We start from the raw sequence: 25,414 nt of genomic DNA, 5'->3' as shown, positions 1-25,414 counted from the left end.
GTCAGTCGGTACGGGCCGCGGCCACCATCAACTGCCCCAGCGCCAGGCCCCCGTCGTTGGGCGGGACGCGGTGGTGGCGCAGCACGGTGAAGCCGTCCCGGCGCAGTACGCGGCAACAGGCGGACAGCAGCACCGCGTTGGCGAACACCCCGCCGGTGAGCGCGGCCGTCTCCAGCCCGTACCGTTCCCGTGCCAGCACGCACAGCCGGTGCACCAGTTCGGCGACCGCCCGGTGGAAGCGCGCGGCGATCAGCCCGGCGTTGGCCCCGGCCCGCAGGTCCGCCGTGACCGCGGCCAGCACCGGTGCGGGATCGGCGACCAGTTCCGCGGCCCCGGCCCCGCCGGGGCGCAGCGCGAAGGCGTATCCGGGGGCCTGCGGGTCACCGGCCAGCGCCGCGGCCTCCAGTTCGATGGCCGCCTGGGCCTCGTACCGGGCCTGGTGGCACACCCCGGCGAGCGAGGAGACCGCATCGAACAGCCGTCCCATGCTGGAGGTGGGCACACACCCCACTCCGCGCGTCAACTGCCCCTCCAGAACACGCATTTCGTCCGGCGGGCAGGCGGCAGTGCAGGGCAGGTCGGGCGCCCAGCCGATCCCGGCGCCGCGCAGATGGGCCAGCGCCATGCGGTACGGGCGGCGCACCGTCGCGTCCCCGCCCGGCAGCGGGGCATAGGCGAGTTGGGCGAAGCGGTGGAACCCGGCGTAGTCGGCGAGCAGCACCTCACCGCCCCACACCGCGCCGTCGTCGCCGTAGCCGGTGCCGTCGAAGGCCACCCCGATGACCCGGCGGGCACCGTCCAGTCCGCCGTCCGCCATGGCCGACGCGATGTGTGCGTGGTGGTGCTGGACGTACGTCACCGGTCGGCCGTCGGCGTGCCGTCGCGCCCACTGGGTGGAGCGGTAGCCGGGGTGCCGGTCGGCGGCCAGTTGCCGCGGTGTCACCCCGCTGATCGCCGTCAGCTGCCGTACCGCGCGGTCGAAGGCGGTCTGGGTGGACAGGTCGTCCATGTCGCCGATGTGCGCGGACAGCCAGGCGTGCCGTCCCTCGGCCACGCAGAACGTGTTCTTCAGGTCTCCTCCGACGGCCAGCGCGGCCCGCACCGGTACCGGCAGCGTCAGCGGCATCGGCGCGTATCCGCGGGAGCGGCGTACCGGCAGTTCCTCACCGTCGCAGACCCGGACCACCGAGTCGTCGCACGGCACATGGATCGGCCGGTCGTGGTACAGCCAGGCGTCGGCGAGGGCGGCCAGCCGCTCTCGGGCCTCCTGGTCGTCGGTGACGATGGGCTCGCCCGCCAGGTTGCCGCTGGTCATGACGAGCAGCCGGGGGCCCGGCGGGTCGCCGGGCAGCCCCAGTAGGAGGTGGTGCAGTGGGGTGTACGGCAGCATGATGCCCAGGTCGGGGCTGCCGGGTGCCACCGACTCGGCCAACGGCGGCGCGTCCCAGGCACGTTGGGCGCCCTGGCGGCGGCGCAGCAGTACGATGGGCCGCGCGGCACCGGTGAGCAACTCGCGTTCCCTGGGCCCGAGATGAGCCAGCCGCTGGACGTCGGCGAGGTCCCTGGCCATCAGCGCGAACGGCTTGTCGCCGCGCCCCTTGCGGCGGCGCAGGGTGCTGACCGCCCGCTGGTCGGCGGCGTCGCAGGCGAGGTGGTAGCCGCCGAGACCCTTGACCGCGAGGATCGCACCGCTGGCCAGCAGCCGCCGGGCCCGGTCCAGTGCCCGCCCGCCGTGAACCGGGCGCCTGGCCGGGGGGTCCAGCAGTCTCAGGCGGGGGCCGCAGGCGTGGCAGGCGACGGGCTGGGCGTGGAACCGGCGGTCAGCGGGGTCGGCGTACTCACGGGCGCAGTCCGGACACATCGCGAACCGGGCCATGGTGGTGTTGGCGCGGTCGTAGGGCAGGCCGGTGACGATGGTGAAGCGCGGTCCGCAGTGGGTGCAGGTGATGAACGGATGGCGGTGCCGGCGGTCGGCCGGATCGGCCAGTTCGGCGAGGCAGTCGCGGCAGGTCGCGGTGTCAGGTGACACCAGGGTGCGCGGTGGCCCGCCGGTGCTGGACGGCAGGATGGCGAAGCCGGAGGCGGTGGTCGGCGGCACCGTCTCATGGGCCACCGACTCGACCACGGACAGGGGTGGCGCGTCCACGGCGAGCCGGTCGCAGAACGCCGACAGCAGCCGCGGATCGCCCTGGACCTCGGCCAGCACCCCGTCGGAGGTGTTGGTCACATGCCCGGCCAGGCCCAACTCGTTGGCCAGGGTGTAGACGAACGGCCGGAACCCGACTCCCTGCACCACTCCGCGTACGGTGACCCGGCGGCGCTGTACCGGTGCGGCGCTCGGCGCTGCCTGCTGCTGCGGGGTCACGAGTGGTGGTGGGCGCTGGAGGCGGCCATCACCGGGCGGTGGACCGGCTCGCCGTCCCCGGCGGCCAGTGCCCGGTCGAGCAGGGCGCCGACGCCCTGTCCGGCGCGGGCGGAGGTGAGCAGCACCTCGACACCCGGGTTGACCTGTGCGACGTTGACGCGGAAGGCCCCCTCGTCGAAGTCCACGGCCCGCGCGATGTCGGTCTTGGTCACCACGACCAGGTGAGCGAGGCCGAAGGCGGTGGGGTACTTGAGCGGCTTGTCCTCGCCCTCGGTGACGGAGGCGAGCACCACGCGCAGTGCCTCGCCCAGGTCGTAGGAGGCCGGGCAGACCAGGTTGCCCACGTTCTCCACGAACAGCAGCCGGGTCGCCTCGGGCAGCCAGCCGTCCAGGTGGCCGGCGAGCATCCGGGCCTCCAGATGGCACAGGCCGTCGGTGAGCACCTGCTTGACCGGCGCTCCGGAACGGGCCAGCCGTACAGCGTCGTTCTCGGTTGCCAGGTCCGCGGTGAGGGCCGCCACCGGCACACCGCGCTCCCGGGCCATGGCCAGTTCGAGCTCCAGTAGTGCCGTCTTGCCGCTGCCCGGGCTGGACAGCAGGTTGACGACGGTGGTGCCGCGGGCCGCCAGATCGGCGCGCAGCAGGTCGGCGTGCTCGTCGTTCCTGGCGAGCACGGCCTGCTGGAGATCAACGACACGGCACATGGCCTCAGCACTCCTCAAGGACGCGTACGGGCTCGGGCTCCTCGGTCCAGCGCACGCTGACGATCCGCAGTTCCCTGCCGGACAGCAGCCGCGCCGAGGACGCCGAACAGGACGGGCACCACAGCTTCGGCGGCATTCCGGTCGGCCACTCGGTGCGGCAGTCGTCGCAGCGGGCGCGGCCCGGCACGGGCTCGGCGATCAGCTCGGCCCCCTCCAATGCCGTTCCCCCGCAGGCGAGTTCGAAGGAGAAGGCCAGCGCCTCCGGTACCACACCGGCGAGTTCGCCGACCTCGAGCCGTACCTGCTGGACCGAGTCGGCGCCGGCGTCAAGGGCGGCGGCGGTCACCTGTTCCACGACCGCCATGGCGATGGACATCTCGTGCATCGGTCTCTTTCCGCCGCCCGTCCCGACTTCCGTCACGCGTTCCGGTTCTGTCGCCTGTCAGGCGCGGGGGCCGCCGCCAACGGGGCCGTCCGCCGTGCTCCATTACAGGCGGCGGGCAGCGCCCGGTGGTCCCGACGCGCCGCCCGGGTGGCCGGGCGTACGCCGTTCGCCGCAGCCCGCTCACATGGCGCGGATGCGCAGATAGCGTCTGAGGTCCGGCAGGTTGCGGGCCGCGATCATGGCGAGCACTGCCGCCGCCGCGGCGCCGAGGGCGATCTTCTTCATGGCTGGGTGTTCCTCTCCGGGTAGGTACCGTCCGGCACGACCGCCGTGCACTGCTGCTCGTCCCGCACCAGGCGCAGGACCAGGTCCACCGCCTCGTCCACCGCCGCGGCCACCGGTGCGCTCAGCCCGATGCCCTCGTCCACGCTGGCCGGTTCGCAGCCGACGACCAGGACGCGCTCGGGCGCGCTGCCGCCGATGCTCTGCCGCAACGTCTCCAGCAGTGCCAGCACGGCGTCCGGGGACATGTGGTGGCCGTCCAGTTGGGGCTGTCGCGGTACCACCGCCTTCGGTGCCGAGGCGTCGATCAGGTGGACGGTTCCGGGTGGCGCGCCGCGCGGCGCGGCGTCGACCAGCAGCACCGTGCGGTAGCCGTCCAGGAGTTGGTACGCCAGGTGCACCCCGCGCACTCCGCTGTCCACCACCTCCACGTGCGGCGGCAGACGGTGGTCCGCCAGCCGCCGCACCACCTCGACTCCGAACCCGTCGTCGCCGAGGAAGACGTTGCCGACGCCCGCGACCAGTACGCGCTCTGCGGGGTTGGTCATGGCTCCTCCACGGGCTCGACCTCGTCGGGCTGGAAGTACAGGAAACGTCCCTGCTCGCGGCGCAGGTCCGCGCCCGGATCGCCGTCCACCGTGACCGCCAGGTGCACCATGCCGTCCACGTCGTGCAGCACCGCCTCCACCTGGGCGGTGCGGCCCTGCAGGAACAGGTCCTGGGCGTCGGTGCGGCGCTGCCCGGGGCGCAGCCGCACCCGGCTGCCGGCACCCACCTGGTGGCCGTCCACCACGATCCGGTCGTGGGCGGGGTCGACGGTGGGGTCGCCCGCCGGATCCCACCAGGGCGTATCGGGCCGGCCCGCGGGGCCGGTGACCTCGCGCAGTGCGCGTACCGCGCCGTGCAGCCGGTCCAGGATCTCCGGGGGCATGGTGTCGGCCAGGTCGATCACCGCGGCGGCCCGGTCGTCGGTGCCACGCGCCTCCCGCTTCTCCTGCTCGGTCAGCGCGGCGGTGCGCAGGGCCAGGATCTCGTCGATCTCGGTGGCGTCGTAGAGCGCGCCGGGGCTCTCCGGGGCGATTCGCGGATGGTCCTCCAGGATGATCGGCGAGGACAGCAGCACATCGGCGCGGCCGTCCTCCCCGGCCAGCACTGGCCAGGTGTGCTCGTTGCGGCACGACGCGGCGGCGGACCTGGCCCACTCGGGCGGATCCACCATCGACAGGAAGGATCCGCCGCTGAGCCCCAGCAGCAGATGGGCCGAGACCAGGGAGCGCGGCAGCGCGTCGGCGCGCTCCGCGGCCATGCCGTTCGATGGCCAGTCGGCGGTGTTCTCCACCACCGCGGTCAGCCGGGACACCCGGTACGGGCCGTCGAGTTCGGTGGCGGACAGCCGCAGCAGCCCGTCCACCCGCTCCCGGCGGCGCACCAGGCGGCCGACGGTCCGGCCGTCGACGCGGACCGCCTCGGCATCCTCGTGCGCGGGCCGCGTGAAGGGCAGGCTGACGCCCGCTCCGGCCAACTCGGCCACCGGCACGCTCAGTTCGATGCGCTCCTCGACGCCCTCGTCCCATGGGACGTACACCCGGTCTCCGGCGTCCAGCGAGTCGACGGTCGTGAACCGGCCGTCGGCGCCGAGCCGTTGGACGGTTCTGCGTTGGGCGTGCAGGAAGCGCAGCTCCAGCGAGAGGGTGGCGCCGCGGCGCGGTTCCATCAGGCACTCGGTGCGCTGGTAGGTGTGCTCGGCGCGTCCCGCGCCCCAGGCCGGGGGCACCAGCACCCCGAACTGCCAGCGCAGTTGGTTCTTCGCCGACGAGGCACGGTAGGGGTAGAGCACATAGCCCTCGAACAGCACGGCGTCGGCGACCTGCCGGGCGTGCTGGAAGTGCGAGTCCTGCCGTGGGGTGAGCGTCGGCGCGGTCATGTCGCGACCACCTCGGTCTGGTCCGTCGTCCCGAGCAGGGACCGCACCGTCGCCTCCCAGGAGGGCAGCGCGCGCTGCGAGCGGTACCGCAGCAGTGCGTCCATGGTCTCTTGGGGCAGCCGGATCCAGCCGCAGCCCGGAAAGTGCTGTTCGATCATCTCCCGCCACACCCGTACCGGCATGCGGAACCGTGCCTCCCGGTCCCAGGGCACGGGTTCGGCCCGGAAGCCGCCGTCGCCGGTGAACGCGGTGCCGGAGAACAGCATCAGCAGCGGCACCTCACCGTCCCGTAGTGCCCGGAAGTACCGGGTGGCGGCGATGTCCATGTCGTAGGTGCAGGGCACCACCAGGTCCGTCTCGGTCTGCCCGGTGAACCCCGACACGGTGAACGGGACCTGGGCGAACTGCATCGGGTGCAGTGTGCTGCCCCAGCTGGACGGTTCGCCGAACAGGTCGCGCAACTCGTCGGTCTCGGGCGGCTGGTAGCGGCGGCGGGCCGGTTCGACGCGCAGCTGGCAGCGCAGCGTGAGGGCGTGCACCCGGGCGCCGTCCGCCGCCGTGATCCGCAGCCGGAACACCAGGGCCGGTCCTGGGGCGTAGCGGTCGGCGCGGACGCCGGTGCAGGCGAAGGTCAGTTCGGTCACCGCTGTTCGTCCTTCCGCGGCAGTCGGGCGCGCGCCGCCACCCGGTCGAAGAAGGCGTCCAGTTCGGCGTGCGCCGCCGAGCCGCCGTCGAAGCCCTGCCAGTGCAGCCGCATCCGGCCCACCAGTTGGTAGCAGTCGTCGATCGGCACGAGGTAGCACTCGCCGCGATCCGCCGTGTGGCGCACCAGCAGTGCCTCCACATCGGGTGCGAGCAGTTCCGCGAGCGGTGTGGCGGTGGCGACGGCCTGCCAGGCTTCCGGGTCGAGTTCGCTCTCCGTGGCGCCCGCCGGGCTCGGGTAGAGCGCGACCGGCCGGTCCATCGAGCCGTTGCGGAAGAAGAAGACAACGCTGACCGGAATCCGTAGCTGGGACCAGACGGCCTGCTCGATGCCGGGGCCGGGGTCGGCCAGGTAGCGGTCGGGGACAGTGTGGAACCGGCCGACGCCCGCCCCTGGCCGGGTGAACAGCACCGCGCAGGCGTCGCAGGAGCAGGCCAGTGAGCGCTGTGCGGTGTCCGCCAGATGCCGGTGCTCGTCCGGCAGTTGGCGGCCGCACAGCTCGCAGCACTCCGGTGCGGCGGGGGCGGGGGTGAGGAAGCGGCGCAGGCCGGTGGCGGGCGGCGCGCTCACGGCACCTCCGCCGGTCGCGGCTCGGCGTCGGCGTCCCTGGTGCGGGTCGGGCCGATGCGCAGCAACTGCGCTTGTCGTGGCTGGACTTCGACGGCGGTGACTTCCGGCGCCACGCAGGACAGTGTGGCTTCGAGCTGCTCCCTGGCGGCTTCCACGGTCTGGCCGCATCCGGAGCCGCCGACCGGGCGCAACCGGAGGGTACCGGTGGCGCTGTCGAAGTCGGCCGCCTCGAACGGCCGCCCGGCGAGGGCGGCCACGGCCCGGGTCGCCCGGGTCGTGGCGTCCCAGGGGTGCAGTCCGTGCAGCACGAGCAGACCGGCCACCAACTCGTCCTCCAGCAGGGCGGCCAGCGGGCCGTCGGTCTGCTTCGCTGCCAGCGCGGCGACCCGGGCGAGCCCGGCGCCGTAGAAGTCCATCAGGGCGCGGACCAGTTCTTCAGCCGCCTCGGTCGCGGTGGGGTCGCCGTCCCGTGCCAGTCGGTCGAGTACCGCCTCCACCCTCCTGCCGGTGCGCTCCGCGTCGACCGCGCCGTTGGGCGCGCTCATTCGGCGAGGCCGCTCAGCCCGGTGGGCATGTGGGTGTGCCGCATGGTACGGCCGTTGCCCAGGTACATGTGCACGCCGCACGGCAGACAGGGGTCGAAGCTGCGCACGGTACGCATGATGTCGATGCCCTTGAAGTTCTCCGGCGGGTTCTCCTCGAAGATCGGGGTGTTCTGCACCGCGTCCTCGTACGGGCCCGGAGTGCCGTAGCTGTCGCGGACGCTGGCGTTCCACGGGGTCGGCGGGTAGGGGTGGTAGTTGGCGATCTTCCCGTCCCTGATCACCATGTGGTGGGAGAGCACACCGCGTACCGCCTCGCTGAAGCCGCAGCCGATGCTCTCGTCGGGCACCTCGAACTTCTCCCAGGTCTGGGTGCGTCCCGCCCTGACCTCCTCGAGTCCCATCTCGGCGAAGTGCAGTGCCATCGCCGCGCTGTATGCCTGGAAGTAGGTACGGGCGCGGTTGCGTTCGATGGTGTTGCTCCAGCGCGGGATCTTCCACTCGAAGGTGGTCTCCGGCTTGGTCATGGAGCGCGGCAGGTTGATCACCACGCTGTTGCCGGTGGCCTTGATGTAGCCGATGTCCACCAGGCCGGACAGCGCGGTGGACCACAGCCGGGCCAGCGGGCCGCCGCCGGTGTCCAGTGCCAGGTGGTCCTTCCCGTCGAACCAGCGCGGGGACATCACCCAGCTGTACTTGTCGGAGAAGTCGCGTTTCTGCGGGGCCGGGATGGTGTGCTGGTTCCACGGGTGGCGCGGGTCGATCGGGTTGCCCAACGGGTCGTGGGTGACGAAGAGTTCCTGGCCCTCCCAGTCCTGGTAGTAGGAGCTGCCCAGCAGGATCCGGATGCCGAGGTTGATCTCCGTCAGGTCGTTGGTGACCAGCTTGCCGTCCACGATGATGCCCGGGGTGACGAACATCCGACGGCCCCAGTCGGACATGTTGCGGTAGGTGAAGTCACAGTACTCCGGGTCGTTCATGGCCCCCCAGCAACCGAGCAGCACCCGGCGCCGCCCCACCTCCTCGTATCCGGGCAACGCCTCGTAGAAGAAGTCGAACAGGTCGTCGTGGAGCGGCACGACACGCTTCATGAACTCCACGTACCGCATCAACCGGCTGAGGTAGTCGGTGAACAGCTGGACCGAGGCGACCGTGCCCACTCCGCCCGGGTACAGCGTGGACGGGTGCACGTGGCGCCCCTCCATCAGGCAGAACATCTCCCGGGTGTAGCGGCTGACCTGGAGCGCCTCCCGGTAGAACTCACCCTCGATGGGGTTGAGAGCGCGCATGATGTCGGCGATGGTGCGGTAGCCGTGGTCCGCGGCGTGCGGGGCCTCGGTGCGCTCGGCCTGTTCCAGTACGCCGGGATTGGTCTCCCGCACCATCTTCTCGCAGTAGTCGACCCCGACCAGGTTCTCCTGGAAGATGTTGTGGTCGAACATGTACTCCGCGGACTCACCGAGGTTGATGATCCACTCGCCCAGGTGCGGGGGCTTGACGCCGTACGCCATGTTCTGCGTGTACACCGAGCAGGTGGCGTGGTTGTCACCGCAGATACCGCAGATCCGGCTGGTGATGAAGTGCGCGTCCCGCGGGTCCTTGCCGCGCATGAACACGCTGTACCCGCGGAACACCGACGAGGTGCTGTAGCACTCGGCGACCCGTTTCTGCTTGAAGTCGATCTTCGTGTGGATACCCAGGCTGCCCACGATCCGGGTGATCGGATCCCAGGACATCTCCATCAGGCCGTCCCCGGCCGCCTTCGTCGTCGGTGCCATTGTGTGTGTCGCGCCCTTCTACGTGCCTGGGTTACTGGTCATCAAGCGAGGTGGGAAGGCAACGCCCCTGGGGGCGGGGCGGGTTCAGGCGGGTGGGTGGTACCCGGTCGTCAACTCACGTCCGGTACGCCGCCACTTGGGCTCCTTGTCCACGGTCTTGGCGGTGATGGTGCGCAGCTTGCGGATCACCCCGCCGTAGGTGTGGCTGGCGGCACTGGACACCTTGCTGCCGGGCGGTGCGTCCATGAACGGCATGAACTTGTCGGGGAAGCCGGGCATCGTGCAGGCGATGCAGATGCCGCCCACGTTGGGGCAGCCGCCGATCCCGTTCATCCAGCCGCGCTTGGGGACGTTGCACTTGACCACCGGTCCCCAGCAGCCGACCTTCACCAGGCACTGCGGCGAGTTGTAGGACTCCGCGAACTGCCCCTGCTCGTAGTACCCGGCGCGGTCGCAGCCCTCGTGCACGGTCGCCGAGAAGAGCCAGGTGGGGCGGAGCTTGTCGTCCAGCGGGATCATCGGCGCGGACCCGGCCATCTGGTACAGCAGATAGGTCAGGGTCTCGGCGAAGTTGTCCGCCTGGATCGGGCAGCCGGGCACGCACACGATGGGGATCCCGGCCTTCGACTTCCACTCCCAGCCGAGGTAGTCGGGCACGCCCATGGCACCGGTGGGGTTGCCCGCCATGGCGTGGATGCCGCCGTAGGTGGCGCAGGTACCGATGGCGACCACGGCGGTGGCCTTGGGGGCGAGCCGGTCGATCCACTCGCTGGTGGTGATGGGCTGGCCGGTGTCCGGGTTGTCGCCGAAGCCGCACCAGTACCCCTCGGCCTTGACCTTCTCGTTGGGGATGGAGCCCTCGATGACCAGCACGAAGGGGTCGAGCTCACCGCGCTCGCCCTTGAAGAACCACTCGATGAAGGTGTCCGCGCCCTGCACCGGACCGCATTCGAAGTCGATCAGCGGCCAGTGCATCACCACCTTCGGCAGGCCCGGCAGCACCCCCAGGGCGATCTCCTCGATGCTGGGCTGCATCGCGGCGGTGAGCGAGACGGAGTCACCGTCACAGCTCAGGCCCGCGTTGATCCACAGCACATGGATCGGCGGGGTCTCCTCGCCGCCCTGTGCGGGCCCGTGGCCGGTGTCAACGGCGGTCTGCGATGCAGCCATCTGGAGGCCTCCTGGGAAGTCAACGGCACGGACACAACTACAAAGTGGGCATATGCCGCAATTCGGTCTTGGCTCTTCCTACCAGGCGAGTGGCCGTTCCATGCCCCGAGCGGGACCAATCCAGTGACGACCACCAGCGGATCGCGCAGAGGCGGCGCGCAGGTGGGGCGGAGTGTCCTGCGGCGGCTCCTTGCGGACGAAGGCCCGCCGCAGGGCGTGGTAGGGGGCCGCCGGGTCGAAGAAGTCACGGCGCATCCGGCTCAGCTCCTCCTCCCGGTAGACGCCCAGCGGCTTGACGTCCTCCTCGCGCTCGCGTACCGCCTTCTTCTCGGCGATGTACCGCTGGGTGCGCGGCATCGAGGCGAGTTGCGCGGCGAGCCTGGCCACCTCGGCGGCGAACTCCCCGGGCGCCTTGCGCAGCACACGGTCCACCAGGCCCAGCCGGTGCGCCGCCGCCGCGGTGACCGGCAGCGCCCGCTGGGTCAGCCGCTCGGCCATGGCCTGTCCCACCCTGCGCGGCAGGGTGTACGTCCAGTACTCGGAGCCGTACAGGCCCATCAGCCGGTAGTGCGGGTTGAGCACCACGCCGTGGCGGCACCACACCTGGTCGGCCGCGAGCGCCAGCATCGCTCCGCCCGCTCCGGCGTTGCCGCCCAGCGCGGTGACCACCAGCCGGTCGGTGGTGGTCAGCACCGCCTCGACCAGGTCGTCCAGCGCGTTGATGTTCGCCCAGGACTCCTCGGCCGGGTCCGCGGCGGCCTCGATGACGTTCAGATGGATGCCGTTGCTGAAGAAGTCCCGGGGACCGCCAAGCACCACCACGGAGGTCGGCCGGGAGCACGCGAAGTGGTAGGCGGCGAGCAGGCGTTGGCACTGGTCGGTGCTCATCGCGCCGCCGGGGAAGGAGAACCGCAGGAAGCCGACCGCACCCTCCTCGTGGTAGCGCACGTCGGTCCAGGTCTCACGGTGCTCGGGCAGCCAGGCGGGGGCGGGGATGTCCGGCAGGGCGGGCAGCCGGTCGCCCAGCGCGAGCGTGGCGGGCAGCTTGAACGTCGCCGGGCCGCCCGGTCGGCGCCGCGGACGCAGCTGCGGGATCCACACCGCGCCGTCCACGGTGGCCCGGCAGATCGCGCCCGCCCGGGTGGCCAGCAACTGGCCGGGGCGGCCTCTCAGGACGTCCTCCGGGTAGCCGCCGTGCAGGTACCACTCGTCGCCGAGCAGTTCGTCCAGCACCCCGGGCTGCGAGTCGGCGGCGCGCAGTCGCCGCAGGACCGCCGTGGTCGGGGTGGTCTCCCAGTCGATACGGCGCACGCTCTGGTCGCAGTACGGCCGCATCCGCGCCTCCTCGGCACGCTGCGCCCGCGGCGTGTACGTGCCCGAGGCGAAGCGGTGTACGGCCAGCAGCACCGCTTCCAGCGCCGCGTCGCCGACCTCGTTGCGGTACAGGTCGCTCTTGGCCACCGGCGGCATCGGGCACGGCACCGAGGCCCACACCTCCCCGGCGTCCATCTCCGCCTCCGCCCGCAGCACCGTCACGCCCCAGGTCTCGGCGCCCTCAAGGACCGCCCAGTCCAGCGACGAGGGGCCGCGGTCGCCGACCGGTCCCGGGTGCACGATCAGGCAGGTGTGCGTCGACCAGACGTCGCGCGGGATCGCGGACTTCAGCATCGGGGCGATCACCAGGTCCGGCGTGTGGCGCCGCACCGCCTCCCGTAGCGACTCGTCGCCCAGCGCGAGTTCCACCGCGACCGTGTGGCCGCGGTCGCCGAGCTCCCCGAACACCCGTTGCGTCAGGCTGTTGAACGCGCTCGCGATCAGCAGGATGTGCACCGCAACCTCCCGTGCGCCCGCCGCGTGGCGCTAGACCCTGGCCCGCCATGGCGATCATGCCGCTCCCCCCGCCGCCGTCCCGGTCGCCCCGCCCGGCGGATCACCCGGTCAGCGGCCCATACGGTGGTCCGGTTTCCCGTCCACAGGTCTTGACAGGTGATGTGCACGCTGGGTTACATGACCGTGCGCAAGGCTGACCGAATGTTCGGTCGGCAACCGCGGGGTACGGAGTGCGGGGAGGCAGGGATGAGCAGCGACCTGACCGCTGCCACGGGTCCGCGGCGGCGCCTGGGCGAGGCGCCGCCGGTGGAACTGCTGGACGACGGTGAGCGGTTGAGCCGCACCGAGCTGACGAGCCTCCAACTCGCCAGGCTCAAGGCCACGTTGCGGCACGCCTACGACCATGTCGAGATGTACCGGCGCAAGTTCGACGCCGCCGGAGTGACGCCACAGGACTGCCGTACGCTGGCGGACCTCGCCCGGTTCCCGTTCACCACCAAGGCCGATCTGCGCGAGCACTACCCGTTCGGTACTTTCGCCGTGCCCATGGCCCAGGTGCGCCGTCTCCACGCCTCGTCGGGGACCACCGGCCGCCCCACGGTGGTCGGCTACACAGAGCGCGATCTGTCGGTCTGGGCCGATGTCGTCGCCCGCTCGATCCGGGCCGCCGGAGGCCGCCCGGGCCACAAGGTGCACATCGCCTACGGCTACGGCCTGTTCACCGGCGGCCTGGGCGCCCACTACGGCGCCGAGCGGGCCGGATGCACGGTCATCCCGGCCTCCGGCGGCATGACGGCCCGCCAGGTGCAGATCATCGTGGACTTCCAGCCCGAGATCATCATGGTCACCCCGTCCTACATGCTCACCCTGCTCGACGAGTTCGAACGGCAGGGCGTCGACCCGCGCGGCACATCGCTGCGGGTCGGGATATTCGGCGCGGAGCCGTGGACGGAGGAGATGCGGCGCGAGTTGGAGGACCGGCTGGATCTGCACGCGGTCGACATCTACGGGTTGTCGGAGGTGATGGGGCCCGGGGTGGCCCAGGAGTGCGTGGAGACCAAGGACGGGCTGCACGTCTGGGAGGACCACTTCTATCCGGAGGTGGTCGATCCGATCACCGACCAGGTGATGCCCGACGGGGAGAGCGGCGAGCTGGTGTTCACCTCGCTCACCAAGGAGGCGATGCCGGTCATCCGCTACCGCACCCGGGATCTGACCCGGCTACTGCCCGGCACGGCGCGTCCGGCGTTCCGCCGGATCGAGAAGATCACCGGCCGCTGTGACGACATGATCATCCTTCGCGGGGTCAATGTCTTCCCGAGCCAGATCGAGGAGATCGTGCTGGGCACGCCCGGGGTCGCGCCGCACTTCCAGGTGCTGCTCAGCCGTCGCGGCCGGATGGACCACATGACGCTACGCGTCGAGGCCCGCCCGGACTTGGCCCCACCGCTGCGCGCCACCGCCGCGACGGCCATCGCCCAGGGCGTCAAGGACGGCGTGGGCGTCACGGTGGAGGTCACGGTCGTGGATCCCGGCACGCTGGAGCGCTCGTTGGGCAAGATACGGCGCGTGGTCGACCAACGCACGGTGTAGGCACAGGGAGCCGATGGGCGACGGGCGACGTCGCGACCGCCGGTGCCCGGGCGTCACGCGGTGAGGGGCAGGTCCGTGGCCCGGACCGGCATGGGCAGTTCGGTGCGGCCGGTCAGATAGTGGTCGATAGCCGCGGCCGCGGCGCGGCCCTCGGCGATGGCCCAGACGATCAGCGACTGGCCCCGGCCCGCGTCACCGGCGACGAACACACCGGGCACGTCGGTGCCGAAGACGTCGTCCCGGGCCAGTCGGCCGCGGCTGGTGAGCCGCAGTCCGAGCTGCTCGATGATGCCGCTGTCCCGCTCGGGGCCGGTGAATCCCAGGGCGAGCAGCACCAGTTGGGCCGGTATCAACCGTTCCGTACCGGCTATCGGGCGCCGCTCGCCCGGCTCGGTGTCGGCCAGGTGCAGCGCCCGCACCCTCCCCGCGTCGTCGCCCTCGAAGCGCAGGGTGGAGGCGGAGAACACCCGCACGTCCGCCTCGGTCTGCGGTAGCGGAAGCCCGCCGGTGTCCGTCTCGCCGCGCTGCTGGGCGAGCACATGCCCCTCCTCGTGCGCGGGCGAGACGCGGTGCACCCGTGGATAGGTGGGCCAGGGTTCGTCGTCGGAACGGTAGTCGCTCGGCCTGGGATTGATGTCCAGCTGGACGACGGAGGCCGCACGCTGCCGCAGTACGGTGCCCAGGCAGTCGGCGCCGGTGTCACCGCCGCCGACGATGACCACGTGCTTGCCCTCGGCGGTGATCGGCGGCTCGGCGAAGTCCCCCTCGCGCACCCGGTTGGCCAGCGGAAGGTACTCCATCGCCTGGTGGATGCCCGCCAAATCCCTTCCCGGCACGGGCAGTTCCCGCCACTCGGTCGCGCCGACCGCGACCAGCACCGCGTCATGACGTTCCTTCAGCTCGGCGGCGTCGACGTCGGCGCCGACGGCCACCTCGGTGCGGAACTTCGTGCCCTCGGCCCGCATCTGGGCTATCCGGCGGTCGAGGTGGTGTTTCTCCATCTTGAACTCGGGGATGCCGTAGCGCAGCAGCCCGCCGACCCGGTCGTCGCGCTCGTACACCACGACGGTGTGCCCGGCACGGGTGAGCTGCTGGGCGGCGGCCAGGCCCGCCGGGCCCGAACCGATCACCGCGACGGTCCGGCCGGACAGCCGCTGCGGGGGCAGCGGCTGGACCAGATCGTGCTCCCAGGCGTGGTCGGCGATCGCCATCTCGATGTTCTTGATCGTCACCGGATCCGCGTTGATCGCCAGCACACAGCCGCTCTCACATGGGGCCGGGCACAGCCGTCCGGTGAACTCGGGGAAGTTGTTGGTGGCGTGCAGCCGCTGGCTCGCCTCGTCCCAGTCGTCCCGGGAGACCAGCATGTTCCACTCCGGGATCAGGTTTCCCAGCGGGCAACTGCTGTGGCAGAACGGAATTCCACAGTCCATGCAGCGGCCCGCCTGCGCGTTGATGATCGGGAGCAGGCTCTGGCCGTCGTAGACCTCGTTCCAGTCCCCGATCCGCTCCTCGACCGGGCGGCGGGCGCAGGTGCGCCGGGGGATGTTCAGGAAGGCTTTGGGATCGGCCATCGCGGCCTCCGCGGTACGGCTTGCGGCGTGGCGCTTCAGGGCGCCTTTCGGCCACGATACGACCGTGCCGTCCCATCCGGCGCGCCAAGCGCGCCTGGCGCGTCAGCGCAGGCTGGTCTCGCCGTCGCGGCGGTGAAGGCTTTCCGCGAGGCCGCGGCAGCCGAACTCCGCCGCGACGGCGAGTGACCACGTACAAGCGGAGCCGCGGCCCTGGTCAGGATCGGCCGCAGGGGCCTGTCACCGGCGGATGGTGAACGGCAGCTCCTGCGAGGCGAACTGCTGCTCACCGTTGCCCACCGAAAGCCCCGCGTCCGCGTGGCTCACATCGACGGGGGCCGACTTCGCGACGGACAGGCGCAGCCGGTAGACGGCGGTTGCGCCCGGGGCGAGCGGGGTCCTGCCGGTCGGGTGGAGGGCGGCGGCCATACCCGGGTCGCAGCCGTTGGGGACCAGCGGAATCCGGGTCCAGCCACGCCCTGGCTGGTACTCCTTGAGCACCAGGTCCTTCGGCACCAGTGCGTGCTGATTCCCCTGTCCGTAGGCGAAGTAGCCGGCGTTCAGCGCGGGGTAGGCCCGGTTGGTGGTGTTCTTCACGGTGAGCGTGAGGTCACGCGCCGCACCGCCCCGCACCAGCGTGGTGTCGCGCTGCCAGCCGCTGACCGTCACCGTGGGACGGGTGGCGGTGGCGGTACGGGCCGCCGCCCGGTAGGTGTGGCCATGGCCGTCCTTCACGGAGGCGGCAACCGTGAAGCTGCCGGGACGGTCGAGGTCCTGCACCCGTAGCGCCACGGTGTACGGGTGGCTGGCGCTCGCGGTCGCGCTGACCGGGAAGGTGAAGACACCGTGCTGCGGCGAACTGCCGCCGCCGGGGCTGGTGTCGAGGTCGACCCAGCGGTGGCTGCGCGGAACGTACCGCTGCACCTCCAGCGAGTCGGTGCTGAAGCCCCGGCTGCTGACGTCCAGCCGCACCGTGCCCTTGGATACGGGGGTGCGGAGGGTGACGCTGGAGGACGACCACAGGCCGATCGGCGCCTGCCCGGCCAGGCCGTACGAGATCTTCTGCCCGGCAGTGCCGACCGCGGCCGGCGACGGGGCCGCGGAGTCCGCTGCCGCGGTCGCCGCCTCCCGCTGCTCGGCGCCGCAGTTCGGCACGGCCTGCGCACCGCCGACCGTGGTGGCGGCCTGGCCGGTCCCGGCGGTGCCCACCACCAGGGCCAGCCCCGCGGTCAGCGCCATCGCCGATCCGGCGGCCGCTCTGTGTGCCTTACGTGCCGTGCGCTGCTGTGCCACTCTTCGTGTCATCTTGGCTCCCCCCACATTCGGGCTGTGGTTGCGTTCGTACGCCTCTGGAGTCAGGGACTGTTCACCTTGGCGGATGGTTCCCCCGGTGCGGCGGACATCCCACGCGACGCGGAGAAATTACAACCTGATGGACGCTCACCGTATTCGCTGACGCCCGATGTCTCCGGGGAGTTCGAGGCCGAGCACCCGGTCCAGTCGCAGGTAGCTCTCGAACCTGGCGCCGTCCGGAACGGCGGGATCGGACTCCAGGTCCCGTAGCACGGTGAGCGCGGTGGCAGTGTCCAGGTCTTCGTGGAACCCGCTGAAGGCCCGGCGAAGCGCCTCGGTGTGCGGGGGCCGGGAGGGCGCGTCGGCCCAGTCGGCGACCAGCTGCCGCCAGTGCAACAGCAGGGCCTGTGACTCGGTGAGCGCCGCGGGGTCGAGGGCGGCGGGCCGTTGGTGCGGCTGGCCCAGCAGTGCGAGGCGGACGGCGAGCGGCTCGGGGCCGCCCGCGCACGCGTCGACGCCCGGGGCGCGCACCGGGCCGGTGCGGAACCACGGACCGTCGGCCGTGGGCTGTCCGGCGCCCACGTGGACGTCCACCGGGGCGCCGAAGAGCGCCCGCGGATCCAGTGAGTCGGTGTGACCGGCGGGCGGGTGGACGCCGAGCGGACCGGCGTGCCGCGCCCAGGCCTCGGCCCGCTCCTCGGTGAGACCGGGAGCGGCATAGCCGAGCAGCACCTGGGCGCCCTCGGTCTCCGCCGTCCGGGACAGCACGTCGGCCGCCAGCAGCGCCCGCAGATCGTCGAGGCCCGCCGGGCGGTCGCCGGCCGACAGATGGACGCACACCCGCAGCAGGCCACGGCCGGCGGAACGCAGCTCGGCACGCTGCCCGGTCCGGGCGTCGGTGAGGCGCACATCGTCCTCCACTCGTGCCGCGTCAACTGGCGCCGCTCGCACGGCGGTTGGCGCCCCTCAACGCCGCGAGCGCCACATCCAGTGTCGACCCGGCGCTCGCCGTCCGCTACCCCGGCTTCTTCCCACCACGCGGAACAACGAACTCCGCCAGCACGGCGCACCCGCCGCCCAGCCGCGGCCAGGGGCCATCCAGGTCCAGCACGGCGATCGCGGAGGTCGGGAACTTCTCCCGTACCCGCTCCAGCGCGTCGCCCTTCGCGGCACCGGCGAGCGCCAGGGTCAGCTCCTGCACTCCGGGCTGGTGTGCGACCAGCAGTACGGTGCGCACCGGCTCGGGCGTCTGGCGTAGTACGCGGAGCAGTTCCGGCAGCTCGGCCGCGTACACCCGGTCGTCGTGGACGACCTCGGGGTCGGCGGCCAGTTCGCCGTGCAGCAGTTCCCAGGTCTCGCGGGTGCGCCGGGCCGGGGAGCAGACCACCAGCTCCGGCGGGCGGCCGGCGGACCGCAGCCAGCGCCCGGCGGCCGGGGCGTCCCGCCGCCCGCGCCCGGCCAGCGGCCGATCAGGGTCGGCCACCCCCTGCGGCCAGGCGGACTTCGCGTGCCGGAGCACGTAGAGGCGCTTCGCGCCGGGCGTCGTCATGCCGCCAGTCTCCCGCACCGCGCCAGGAGGGCTTCCGCGCGCGGACACCGGCGTGCGCGCCCGCCGCCGGACACCGGCAACACACCGCGCTCGCCGCGCGGTTCACGCCGCGGCGGTGCTGGGCGCCGCCTGCCTCACGCCTCCCCCGGGTGCCAGGGCGGCCACTCCCAGGGGTGGTCGTCCCAGTGCACCTTGCTGGGGTCGCTCAGGTCGAGCCCTGGGAACGCCTGGTGCACCCGGGGCTCGAACTCCTCCCGCTCCAGCGGTACCCACCCGCGTCCTTGGAGGTGCACACGCCGGTAGCGGTTGTCGCTCTCGTACGGGGCCACTTCGACCGGGTAGTCCTGGCCGGTCCCGCTCGCGGTGTCCTTCATACCTTCAGGGTGCGGCCATCCCCCGGACGGCGCATCGTGGAGGGGAGGTCCGGCCCTGTGAGCACGGATGAACACGGAGGTGCACGATGAGCACGATCGAGAAGCAGATCGACGTCGACGTCCCCGCCGAAGTCGCCTGGGACTGTCTGCACAGCGTGGAGAGCTATCCGCAGTTCGTGGACGGCGTACGGGAGGCACGACCAGAGGGCAAACGCAAAGCACATCTCGACCTGGAGACCGGCGCCCGGGTGCGGGAGGTGGACACCGAGATCACCGACCGGGCCAAGGGCGGCGAGAAGGGCAACGTGATGCTCTGGCACACCGCCAAGGGCGAGAGCGCCGACCTCAAGGGCGCCTTCACAGTGCGGGCGATCGACGACCAGCACACCCAGGTCCAGGTGCGGGTGGAGTACGACCCGGAGCGGACCCGGGAGGCCTTCGGCGGTCCCAGGGGCTTCGCGCAGTCCGACGCGATCCAGGAACTGGTCCAGCACGACCTCGAACAGTTCAAGGACCTGGTCGAGGGCAAGCACTGACCGGCCGCCCGCGTGGACATCATCGCCTACGGGGTGCTCGCGGATGAGCGTTCCATGCTGGAGCAGGCCTTCGAGGGCCGGCACAACCTGCGCTGCCTGGAGTTCGTGCTCAACCAGGACACCGTGCCGACGGCCGCCGGGTACGAGGCGGTGATCAGCGGTGTGAACGACCGCCTGAACGCTGACGTGCTCAAGGCACTGGCGCAGGGCGGCACCCGGCTGGTGGCCCAGCGCGCCACCGGCTACAACAACATCGACCTCGACCAGGCGCGCAAGGTCGGACTGACCGTCGCCCGGGTCTCGCAGTACTCCCCGCACGCGGTCGCGGAGTTCGCGTGGGCGCTCGCCCTCGCCGTCAACCGCAAGGTGGTACGGGCGGTCGGGCGGACCCGGGAGTTCGACTTCCGGTTGACCGGCCTGATGGGCCGGGACTTCCACGGCCGTACCGCCGGTGTGCTGGGCACGGGCAGGATCGGAACCGCGTTCGCCGGCATCGCCAACGGCTTCGGCATGCGGCTGCTCGGCTGGGACGCCACACAGAACGCGCGGTGCCTGGCGCTCGGCATGGAGTACGTGGAGCGGGAGCGGCTGTTCGCCGAATCCGATCTGGTCAGCCTGCACCTTCCGCTGTTGCCGGAGACGCACCACCTGGTGGGGGCGGAGGCGTTGGGGCGGATGAAGCGCGACGCGATCCTGATCAACACCAGCCGGGGCGGCCTGATCGACACGGCCGCGCTGGTGGAGACGCTGCGCCGGGGCGGTCTGGACGGTGTCGGCCTTGACGTGTACGAGGAGGAGGCCGGGGTCTTCTTCTTCGACCGGTCCCTGGAGGTCATGACCGACGACACACTGGCCCGGCTGATGAGCTTCCGGAACGTGCTGGTCACCGCCCACCAGGCGTACTTCACCCAGGAGGCCGTCGCCCAGATCGTCGACGCCACCGCGCGCAACGTCGAGGACTACCTGGCCGGACGCACCGGCGAGAACACCCTCACCTCACCGCACGACCACGCATGACCCGGCAGCGGACCGTCATGGCCAGGGACCATCGGCCCCGCCAGCGGGGACCATCCGCCCTTACGCGGACCCCCTCGCGCGGCTTTGCTGAAGGTGCACCGCAGGCCGAGGAACGGTCCGGGCGCCAACGCCACCAAGAGGCTGCCATGCCGGAAAGCCAGCCGTCGTACGACGGCCAGTCAGCGACCTACGTACGCGAGTGGGCGGTCGGCCGCGTCCTCGTCGTGGAACTGCACGGCGAGGTCGACTTCGTGTCCGCCGGTGCGACGAAGGCCTGCCTGGACCGGCTGACGGCCCGGCGGCGCCCGCTGCTGCTGATGGACCTGCGTCCGGTGACCTTCATCGACTGCGCCGGTCTCGGGGTGCTGTGCCGGGCGCGGCGCCGGGTGCGGGCCCGCGGCGGCCGACTGGCGCTGGTCATCGACGATCCGCGGGTGCTGCGCACTCTGTCCCTCGCGGGGCTGTCCAGGGCGTTCGAGGTGCACGGCGGGCTGGAGGAGGCGCTCGTCGCGCACGGTGCCGCCGCCGGACACCGCGTTCCCGCACTGCGCCGGGCCGTGCAGCCGGGATGACCGATGGCCGCTGACCCGAACGTCATCGTGGGCATCGACGCGTCATCCGGCGCGGAGGCGGCCCTGGACTGGGCGGCCGACGTCGCGGTCGCCCGCCATGACCAACTGCGTATCTGCCACGCCTGGCGGGTGGCCGTCCATCCACTGCTGGACGCCGACCGCGGCCACCTGGTGGAAGCTGCCCGCGATGCCGCGGAGGAACTGGTGACACGGGCTGAGCGGCGGGTACGCGAACGCCACCCGGAACTCGACGTGACCACCGAACTGCTCCCCGGCGAACCGGCGGTCAACCTGATGAGCATGGCGGAGGGCGCCGACCTGCTGGTGGTGGGGGCGCGCGGGCTGAACCGTTTCACGGCGCTGCTGCTGGGTTCGGTCAGCGAGACGCTGGCGGCACACTCGACCTGCCCGCTGGCGGTGGTGCGCACCACCGCCTCCGGAGAGGGGCCGCTGGTGGTGGGCGTGGCGCCGGACGAGCCACAAGAGCCGGTGGAGTTCGCCTTCGCGGAGGCCGAACGACGGGACGTCCCCGTGCGGGCGGTGCGCGGCTGGCTGTACCCGCAGACGTTGCCGGGCCACGTGGTGGTGCCGGCGCTGGAGGCCGTGGAACGCGATCGCGCCGAGCGCAAGGAAGTGACCGCCCTACTGGCCCCGGTACGCGAGCGCTTCCCCACGGTGGCGGTGCGGATCGAGGTGGGGCTCGCGGAGCCGGAGGCAGCGCTGGTCGACGCCTCCGGGGAGGCGTCGCTGGTCGTGGTGGGGGCGCGTCGGAACCGTGGCCGGTTCGGGCTGCCGCTGGGACCGGTGACGCGGCGGGTGCTGCACCATGCGCGGTGCCCGGTGGTGGTCGTGCCGGCGTGACGTCGGTCTGCTCCCCGGCCGTGGAGGGCGACACTGGGAAGAGAGGGCCGTGGACGGGATCGTGGTGCGCGGGTGCGCCCGGCGCACACGTCCTCGGCCGTTGAGGAGATCGCTCCCGTGATCACACGAGTACGCCTGCCGCATCGGCATCTGACACCACCGGTCAAGCCGGGGCCGCCGCAGGACCCGTTGAAGCGGCCGGACACGCCGCCGCCGTCGCCGTGGCGGCGCTGGCTGCTGCCGTTGGTGTTCGCCACCCTGGCGATCATCGTGCTGCTGGCGCGGGCGCCGACCGGTGCGCCGCACACCCAGCTGAGCTACAGCGACTTCGTCAGCAAGGTGGGCGCCAGCCAGGTGCAGTCGGTCGACGTGGACGACAAGGGCGCGGTGGACGGCACCCTGAAGGACGGCACCAAGTTCACCACCCGTATCCCGACCGCGCTGGGCACCGGCCAGCTCCAGCAGCAGTTGCAGTCCCACCATGTGCAGGTCACCGCGACCCAGGGCGGTGGGGGCAACGCACTGCTGTCGGTGCTGCTGGGCTTCCTGCCGTTCCTGCTGCTCATCGGCTTCTTCCTGTGGACCGCGCGGCGCACGGCCAGCTCGCTGACCGGCGGGCTGAGCGCCATCGGCCGGTCCCGCGCGAAGATCATCGAGGCCGAGCGGCCGACCACCCGGTTCGACGACATCGCCGGGTACGGCGGGGTGAAGCAGGAGATCAGCGAGGTGGTCGACTATCTGCGCAACCCCGCCCGCTACGCGGCGGCGGGCGCCAAGGGACCCCGTGGCGTGATCATGGTCGGGCCGCCGGGCACCGGCAAGACGCTGCTGGCCCGGGCGGTCGCCGGGGAGGCGGACGTGCCGTTCCTGTCGGTGACCGGCTCGGCGTTCGTGGAGATGTTCGTCGGTGTGGGCGCCTCCCGGGTGCGCGACCTGTTCGACGACGCGCGCAAGCGGGCGCCGTCGATCATCTTCATCGACGAGATCGACGCCGTAGGCAGCCGACGCAGCGGGGTACGGCTCGGTGGGAACGACGAGCGCGAGCAGACCCTGAACCAGCTCCTCGCCGAGATGGACGGCTTCGACGAGGCCACCGGCATCGTCGTACTGGCCGCCACCAACCGGCCCGAGGCGCTGGACCCCGCGCTGCTGCGCCCGGGCAGGTTCGACCGGCAGGTGACCGTACCGCTGCCCAACCAGTCCGAGCGGGCGGCCATCCTCGCCGTGCACGCCCGCGGCAAGGTACTCGCCCCCGATGTCGACCTCGACACGGTCGCCCGCGGCACCCCGGGGTTCTCGGGCGCCGACCTGGCGAACCTGATCAACGAGGCGGCCATCAACGCGGTGCGCGCCGAACGCTCCATCATCAGCGCCGAGGACCTGGACGCGGCCCGCGACCGGGTGCTGCTGGGCCGCCGGGAGACCTCCAACGCCCTGCTGCCGGACGAGCGGCGCTCGGTGGCGGTGCACGAGTCCGGGCACGCGCTCGTAGCGGCGCTGTGCGAGCACGCCGACCCGGTCGCCAAGGTGACCATCCTGCCCTCCGGGATGGCGCTGGGAGTCACCGAGCAACTGCCGGAGGCGGAGCGGCACTTGTACAGCGAGGGGTATCTGACGGATCTGCTGGCGGTACGACTCGGCGGCCGGGCCGCGGAGTTGGTGGTCTTCGGCGAGGGCTCCACCGGTGCCGCCAACGACCTGGCCGGCGCCACCCAGATCGCCACCCGCATGGTCCGGGAGTTCGGCCTGTCACCGGAGTTGGGCCCGATCGGCTACGCGTCGTCCAATCCGCAGTACCTCGGCCAGAGCCCCGAGGAGCTGACCCGGCCGCCGTACTCGGAACAGACCCAGCGCGTGGTGGACGAGGAGGTGGCCCGGCTGCTGCGGCAGGCGGAGCAACGCGCGGTGGGCCTGCTGCGGGACCACCGGGCGGCCCTGGACCAGCTGGCCGAGCTGCTGGTCGCCCGGGAGACGGTGGACGGCTCGGCGGTCCTTGAGGTGCTGCGCCAGGAGCAGCGGCCGGGCGACGGTCACCCCTCGGGCGCCGCGGCGCGCGCCGCCCGGTCATGAGCCGTCCGCCCAGGAGGCGGTGAGCCGGCCGTCCAGCTCGGTGATCTCGGTACCGAAGGGGGCGCACACCCGGCGGAGCCGGTCACCGATCCAGGCGTGGTCGCCACCGTGGGCCAGCCGTGTGTGGCAGTACTTCAGGGTCAACGGAACGGCCTCCACCCGCCGTACGGTGTCGGCGTCCAGGGTCACCAGGAACAACAGCCCGAGGTCGTTGCGGAGTTGGGGATGGACGGCGTAGTCGTCGATGAAGTCGCCGAGGTCGAAGAGGACTTGGCGGGTGAATCCGTGGAACACATGGGCCGAGTGCCCCACCACCAGGGTGGCCCCGGCCGCCGTCAGCTCGGGCGCGGCCTGGCGGACATGGCGCACGGGGTGGCCGACCATGTTCGGTCCCCAGTGCGCGGCGACCAGGGTGATGTCGGTGCGCCGGCGCAGCTCGCGCACCGCCGCGGTGAGCCAGGACGGTACGCCGCCGGTGAGGTCCGCGTAGGCGGTTCCGGGCCGGTCGGGTCCGGCGGCGAACTCCTCCGCGTGGTCCACGACGCCCAGCAGCCCGATCCGCAGCCCGCGCACGGTCAGCACGACGGGGGCGCGGGCCTGCTCCTCGGTGGCGCCCGCGCCCACCGCCTGGATGCCGGCGGCGGCCAGCAGTTCCCGGGTGTCGGCGAGCGCGGTGGGGCCGAAGTCCAGGGCGTGGTTGTTGGCCAACGACACGGCGTCCACGCCGAGTTCGGACAGTGCCCGCACGGCGCTGGGCGGCGCCCGGAAGTAGAACGGCTTGCCCGTTACGGGGGCGGGCCGGCCGCGGTCGGAGACGCAGCACTCCAGGTTGAGCACGAAGGCGTCCGCCTCCGCCACGGTCTCCCTCAGCTCGGACGCGAACAGTGCCCCCGGCCCGTACCGCGTGAGCCATTCGGCGACCCCGCGGCCGAGCATCGTGTCACCGGCCAGTGCGAGCTTGACTGCCATCACCGTCCATCCTGCTCCTGTCACGGGCGGAGCGCCGGATTCCGGCGATAAGTAATCCGAGTAGGCCGACCGAGTGAATAACGGGCGGCGAACCTATCGGACATTTGGGTGGCGAGCACAATGAGGAGTAACGCGTCTGGCCCATCGATCGAAAGTCGTCATGGGCCATCGCACAAAAGAAAGAAACGAGCCCATGGCAACCGTTCATTGCGGGATCCTGCCCCCTTCGGTGCTGGCCGCGGACGCCCACGTGACGGTGGCGTATTACTGGCCGGGGGTGGCGGACTGGCGAACCTGGCAACGCGTTTCCGCCACCCCCACCCCGCGCAGCGACGGAATTCCGATCGAAATCGAGAAAGAGGCCCAGGACTGGGACGTGGTTTCCGGCGACCGGCGCTACGACAGTCTCGTCACCTGGCACAACGCACACTTCAACGCACAGGAATTCCAGGCCGTCATGACCGTGGTGGCGCCCTGAGGCAAGAGGTTCACGCCCCGGACGAAGGACAAGGAGTGGCATGAGAGTCCAGGTGCTCTACGACACCGAAGGCAACCTCGTCGCCCTGTCGGGCACGGCCGTGGAGGAAGGCCAGCCCGCCCATCAGCTGCTCGCCACGGACGGCCAGGAGGTGGCCGAGGTCGAGGTACCTGCTGCATACACCGAGTCCACCCTGCCGGACATCTTCAACCAGCTGCGGGTGGAGATCCACGCCGGGCAGCCCACCCTGGTGGCCAGGAAGCCGCACTAGCCCGGCG

General features: G+C 71.8%; 26 protein-coding genes. 8 read left to right on the top strand and 18 right to left on the bottom strand.

The genetic code is table 11. The features are described from left to right. Window position 1 precedes the first annotated feature (1 nt). The 12 genes from hypF to O5O46_RS27385 form a co-directional block, all read right to left on the bottom strand. Window positions 2-2,365 carry a carbamoyltransferase HypF gene (hypF, locus tag O5O46_RS27435; RefSeq protein WP_269858274.1) on the bottom strand — a complete coding sequence of 788 codons (2,364 nt, stop codon included), beginning with the start codon at window positions 2,363-2,365 and terminating at the stop codon, window positions 2-4. Beyond that, window positions 2,362-3,069 (bottom strand): hydrogenase nickel incorporation protein HypB, encoded by a 708-nt coding sequence (hypB, locus tag O5O46_RS27430; protein WP_269858273.1) that lies wholly within the window; start codon window positions 3,067-3,069, stop codon window positions 2,362-2,364. The genes hypF and hypB overlap by 4 nt, the downstream gene beginning before the upstream one ends. 4 nt (window positions 3,070-3,073) lie before the next feature. After that, entirely contained in the window at window positions 3,074-3,454 is a 381-nt protein-coding gene (locus tag O5O46_RS27425; protein WP_269858272.1) for a hydrogenase maturation nickel metallochaperone HypA/HybF, read from the bottom strand. 180 nt (window positions 3,455-3,634) lie between these two features. Further along, window positions 3,635-3,739, bottom strand: a complete 105-nt coding sequence (locus tag O5O46_RS35675; RefSeq protein ID WP_443072638.1) for a DUF6893 family small protein — start codon at window positions 3,737-3,739, stop codon at window positions 3,635-3,637. Next, the gene (locus O5O46_RS27420) at window positions 3,736-4,284 is read right to left on the bottom strand and encodes a hydrogenase maturation protease (RefSeq protein WP_269858271.1); all 549 of its coding nucleotides are present in this window, start codon (window positions 4,282-4,284) and stop codon (window positions 3,736-3,738) included. The genes O5O46_RS35675 and O5O46_RS27420 overlap by 4 nt, the downstream gene beginning before the upstream one ends. Beyond that, window positions 4,281-5,660 (bottom strand): hypothetical protein, encoded by a 1,380-nt coding sequence (locus tag O5O46_RS27415; protein WP_269858270.1) that lies wholly within the window; start codon window positions 5,658-5,660, stop codon window positions 4,281-4,283. Before O5O46_RS27415 ends, O5O46_RS27420 begins: the two co-directional genes overlap by 4 nt. Further along, complete coding sequence (locus O5O46_RS27410) at window positions 5,657-6,304, bottom strand: DUF6084 family protein (protein WP_269858269.1); 648 nt, start codon at window positions 6,302-6,304, stop codon at window positions 5,657-5,659. The genes O5O46_RS27415 and O5O46_RS27410 overlap by 4 nt, the downstream gene beginning before the upstream one ends. Beyond that, window positions 6,301-6,933 (bottom strand): DUF5947 family protein, encoded by a 633-nt coding sequence (locus tag O5O46_RS27405; protein WP_269858268.1) that lies wholly within the window; start codon window positions 6,931-6,933, stop codon window positions 6,301-6,303. The genes O5O46_RS27410 and O5O46_RS27405 overlap by 4 nt, the downstream gene beginning before the upstream one ends. Then, window positions 6,930-7,478, bottom strand: coding sequence for a hypothetical protein (locus tag O5O46_RS27400; RefSeq protein WP_269858267.1), 549 nt, complete (start codon window positions 7,476-7,478; stop codon window positions 6,930-6,932). Before O5O46_RS27400 ends, O5O46_RS27405 begins: the two co-directional genes overlap by 4 nt. After that, on the bottom strand, window positions 7,475-9,253 hold the full coding sequence (locus O5O46_RS27395) for a nickel-dependent hydrogenase large subunit (RefSeq protein WP_269858266.1): 1,779 nt from the start codon (window positions 9,251-9,253) through the stop codon (window positions 7,475-7,477). Before O5O46_RS27395 ends, O5O46_RS27400 begins: the two co-directional genes overlap by 4 nt. A gap of 84 nt (window positions 9,254-9,337) precedes the next feature. After that, a complete protein-coding gene (locus O5O46_RS27390; protein WP_269858265.1) occupies window positions 9,338-10,423 on the bottom strand; it encodes a hydrogenase expression protein HypE in 1,086 nt (361 codons plus the stop codon). Between the two features lie 78 nt (window positions 10,424-10,501). Continuing rightward, on the bottom strand, window positions 10,502-12,253 hold the full coding sequence (locus O5O46_RS27385) for an enoyl-CoA hydratase-related protein (protein ID WP_269858264.1): 1,752 nt from the start codon (window positions 12,251-12,253) through the stop codon (window positions 10,502-10,504). Between the two features lie 246 nt (window positions 12,254-12,499). Here O5O46_RS27385 and paaK point away from each other — a divergent pair, with 246 nt between their 5' ends. Continuing rightward, on the top strand, window positions 12,500-13,846 hold the full coding sequence (gene paaK, locus O5O46_RS27380; protein ID WP_269858263.1) for a phenylacetate--CoA ligase PaaK: 1,347 nt from the start codon (window positions 12,500-12,502) through the stop codon (window positions 13,844-13,846). A gap of 53 nt (window positions 13,847-13,899) precedes the next feature. Here paaK and O5O46_RS27375 read toward each other — a convergent pair whose 3' ends face one another. The 5 genes from O5O46_RS27375 to O5O46_RS27355 form a co-directional block, all read right to left on the bottom strand. Next, complete coding sequence (locus tag O5O46_RS27375) at window positions 13,900-15,420, bottom strand: glutamate synthase subunit beta (protein ID WP_269858262.1); 1,521 nt, start codon at window positions 15,418-15,420, stop codon at window positions 13,900-13,902. Between the two features lie 237 nt (window positions 15,421-15,657). After that, window positions 15,658-16,722: a hypothetical protein gene (locus tag O5O46_RS27370; RefSeq protein WP_269858261.1), complete on the bottom strand. Its 1,065-nt coding sequence runs from the start codon at window positions 16,720-16,722 to the stop codon at window positions 15,658-15,660. Between the two features lie 135 nt (window positions 16,723-16,857). After that, entirely contained in the window at window positions 16,858-17,619 is a 762-nt protein-coding gene (locus tag O5O46_RS27365; RefSeq protein WP_269858260.1) for a hypothetical protein, read from the bottom strand. 106 nt (window positions 17,620-17,725) lie between these two features. Continuing rightward, a complete protein-coding gene (locus O5O46_RS27360; RefSeq protein ID WP_269858259.1) occupies window positions 17,726-18,259 on the bottom strand; it encodes a SixA phosphatase family protein in 534 nt (177 codons plus the stop codon). Window positions 18,260-18,393: 134 nt separating this feature from the next. Next, window positions 18,394-18,633, bottom strand: coding sequence for a hypothetical protein (locus O5O46_RS27355; RefSeq protein WP_269858258.1), 240 nt, complete (start codon window positions 18,631-18,633; stop codon window positions 18,394-18,396). A gap of 86 nt (window positions 18,634-18,719) precedes the next feature. Here O5O46_RS27355 and O5O46_RS27350 point away from each other — a divergent pair, with 86 nt between their 5' ends. From O5O46_RS27350 to ftsH, 5 genes are all read left to right on the top strand, one after another. Beyond that, on the top strand, window positions 18,720-19,169 hold the full coding sequence (locus O5O46_RS27350) for an SRPBCC family protein (protein ID WP_269858257.1): 450 nt from the start codon (window positions 18,720-18,722) through the stop codon (window positions 19,167-19,169). Window positions 19,170-19,181: 12 nt separating this feature from the next. Beyond that, the gene (locus O5O46_RS27345) at window positions 19,182-20,186 is read left to right on the top strand and encodes a 2-hydroxyacid dehydrogenase (RefSeq protein ID WP_269858256.1); all 1,005 of its coding nucleotides are present in this window, start codon (window positions 19,182-19,184) and stop codon (window positions 20,184-20,186) included. A 146-nt stretch (window positions 20,187-20,332) separates the two neighbouring features. Next, window positions 20,333-20,758, top strand: a complete 426-nt coding sequence (locus O5O46_RS27340) for an STAS domain-containing protein (protein WP_269858255.1) — start codon at window positions 20,333-20,335, stop codon at window positions 20,756-20,758. A gap of 3 nt (window positions 20,759-20,761) precedes the next feature. After that, window positions 20,762-21,619: a universal stress protein gene (locus tag O5O46_RS27335; RefSeq protein WP_269858254.1), complete on the top strand. Its 858-nt coding sequence runs from the start codon at window positions 20,762-20,764 to the stop codon at window positions 21,617-21,619. A 117-nt stretch (window positions 21,620-21,736) separates the two neighbouring features. Continuing rightward, window positions 21,737-23,689 (top strand): ATP-dependent zinc metalloprotease FtsH, encoded by a 1,953-nt coding sequence (ftsH, locus tag O5O46_RS27330; RefSeq protein ID WP_269858253.1) that lies wholly within the window; start codon window positions 21,737-21,739, stop codon window positions 23,687-23,689. On the opposite strand, the gene O5O46_RS27325 is transcribed toward ftsH, so the two are convergent. Continuing rightward, window positions 23,684-24,658: a CapA family protein gene (locus tag O5O46_RS27325; RefSeq protein WP_269858252.1), complete on the bottom strand. Its 975-nt coding sequence runs from the start codon at window positions 24,656-24,658 to the stop codon at window positions 23,684-23,686. The two genes, ftsH and O5O46_RS27325, sit on opposite strands and share 6 nt — an antisense overlap. A gap of 193 nt (window positions 24,659-24,851) precedes the next feature. On the opposite strand from O5O46_RS27325, the gene O5O46_RS27320 reads away from it, so the two are divergent. Both O5O46_RS27320 and O5O46_RS27315 read left to right on the top strand, forming a co-directional pair. After that, a complete protein-coding gene (locus O5O46_RS27320) occupies window positions 24,852-25,136 on the top strand; it encodes a hypothetical protein (RefSeq protein ID WP_269858251.1) in 285 nt (94 codons plus the stop codon). A 40-nt stretch (window positions 25,137-25,176) separates the two neighbouring features. Further along, entirely contained in the window at window positions 25,177-25,407 is a 231-nt protein-coding gene (locus tag O5O46_RS27315; RefSeq protein ID WP_269858250.1) for a hypothetical protein, read from the top strand. The last annotated feature ends 7 nt before the right edge of the window (window positions 25,408-25,414 follow it).

Origin of the sequence: Streptomyces sp. RPT161, assembly GCF_027533845.1 — a bacterium.
In the GTDB taxonomy this organism is placed as follows: Bacteria; Actinomycetota; Actinomycetes; order Streptomycetales; family Streptomycetaceae; genus Streptantibioticus_A; species Streptantibioticus_A silvisoli_A.
This window is presented reverse-complemented; position numbering and strand designations above follow the sequence as displayed.

Bases quoted from the DNA above. Each gene is read 5' to 3' on its own strand.
- hypB (WP_269858273.1), bottom strand. From the start codon at position 3,069: ATGTGCCGTGTCGTTGATCTCCAGCAGGCCGTGCTCGCCAGGAACGAC.
- O5O46_RS27425 (WP_269858272.1), bottom strand. From the start codon at position 3,454: ATGCACGAGATGTCCATCGCCATGGCGGTCGTGGAACAGGTGACCGCC.
- O5O46_RS35675 (WP_443072638.1), bottom strand. From the start codon at position 3,739: ATGAAGAAGATCGCCCTCGGCGCCGCGGCGGCGGCAGTGCTCGCCATG.
- O5O46_RS27420 (WP_269858271.1), bottom strand. From the start codon at position 4,284: ATGACCAACCCCGCAGAGCGCGTACTGGTCGCGGGCGTCGGCAACGTC.
- O5O46_RS27415 (WP_269858270.1), bottom strand. From the start codon at position 5,660: ATGACCGCGCCGACGCTCACCCCACGGCAGGACTCGCACTTCCAGCAC.
- O5O46_RS27400 (WP_269858267.1), bottom strand. From the start codon at position 7,478: ATGAGCGCGCCCAACGGCGCGGTCGACGCGGAGCGCACCGGCAGGAGG.
- O5O46_RS27395 (WP_269858266.1), bottom strand. From the start codon at position 9,253: ATGGCACCGACGACGAAGGCGGCCGGGGACGGCCTGATGGAGATGTCC.
- O5O46_RS27390 (WP_269858265.1), bottom strand. From the start codon at position 10,423: ATGGCTGCATCGCAGACCGCCGTTGACACCGGCCACGGGCCCGCACAG.
- paaK (WP_269858263.1), top strand. From the start codon at position 12,500: ATGAGCAGCGACCTGACCGCTGCCACGGGTCCGCGGCGGCGCCTGGGC.
- O5O46_RS27375 (WP_269858262.1), bottom strand. From the start codon at position 15,420: ATGGCCGATCCCAAAGCCTTCCTGAACATCCCCCGGCGCACCTGCGCC.
- O5O46_RS27370 (WP_269858261.1), bottom strand. From the start codon at position 16,722: ATGACACGAAGAGTGGCACAGCAGCGCACGGCACGTAAGGCACACAGA.
- O5O46_RS27360 (WP_269858259.1), bottom strand. From the start codon at position 18,259: ATGACGACGCCCGGCGCGAAGCGCCTCTACGTGCTCCGGCACGCGAAG.
- O5O46_RS27355 (WP_269858258.1), bottom strand. From the start codon at position 18,633: ATGAAGGACACCGCGAGCGGGACCGGCCAGGACTACCCGGTCGAAGTG.
- O5O46_RS27350 (WP_269858257.1), top strand. From the start codon at position 18,720: ATGAGCACGATCGAGAAGCAGATCGACGTCGACGTCCCCGCCGAAGTC.
- O5O46_RS27340 (WP_269858255.1), top strand. From the start codon at position 20,333: ATGCCGGAAAGCCAGCCGTCGTACGACGGCCAGTCAGCGACCTACGTA.
- O5O46_RS27335 (WP_269858254.1), top strand. From the start codon at position 20,762: ATGGCCGCTGACCCGAACGTCATCGTGGGCATCGACGCGTCATCCGGC.
- O5O46_RS27325 (WP_269858252.1), bottom strand. From the start codon at position 24,658: ATGGCAGTCAAGCTCGCACTGGCCGGTGACACGATGCTCGGCCGCGGG.
- O5O46_RS27320 (WP_269858251.1), top strand. From the start codon at position 24,852: ATGGCAACCGTTCATTGCGGGATCCTGCCCCCTTCGGTGCTGGCCGCG.
- O5O46_RS27315 (WP_269858250.1), top strand. From the start codon at position 25,177: ATGAGAGTCCAGGTGCTCTACGACACCGAAGGCAACCTCGTCGCCCTG.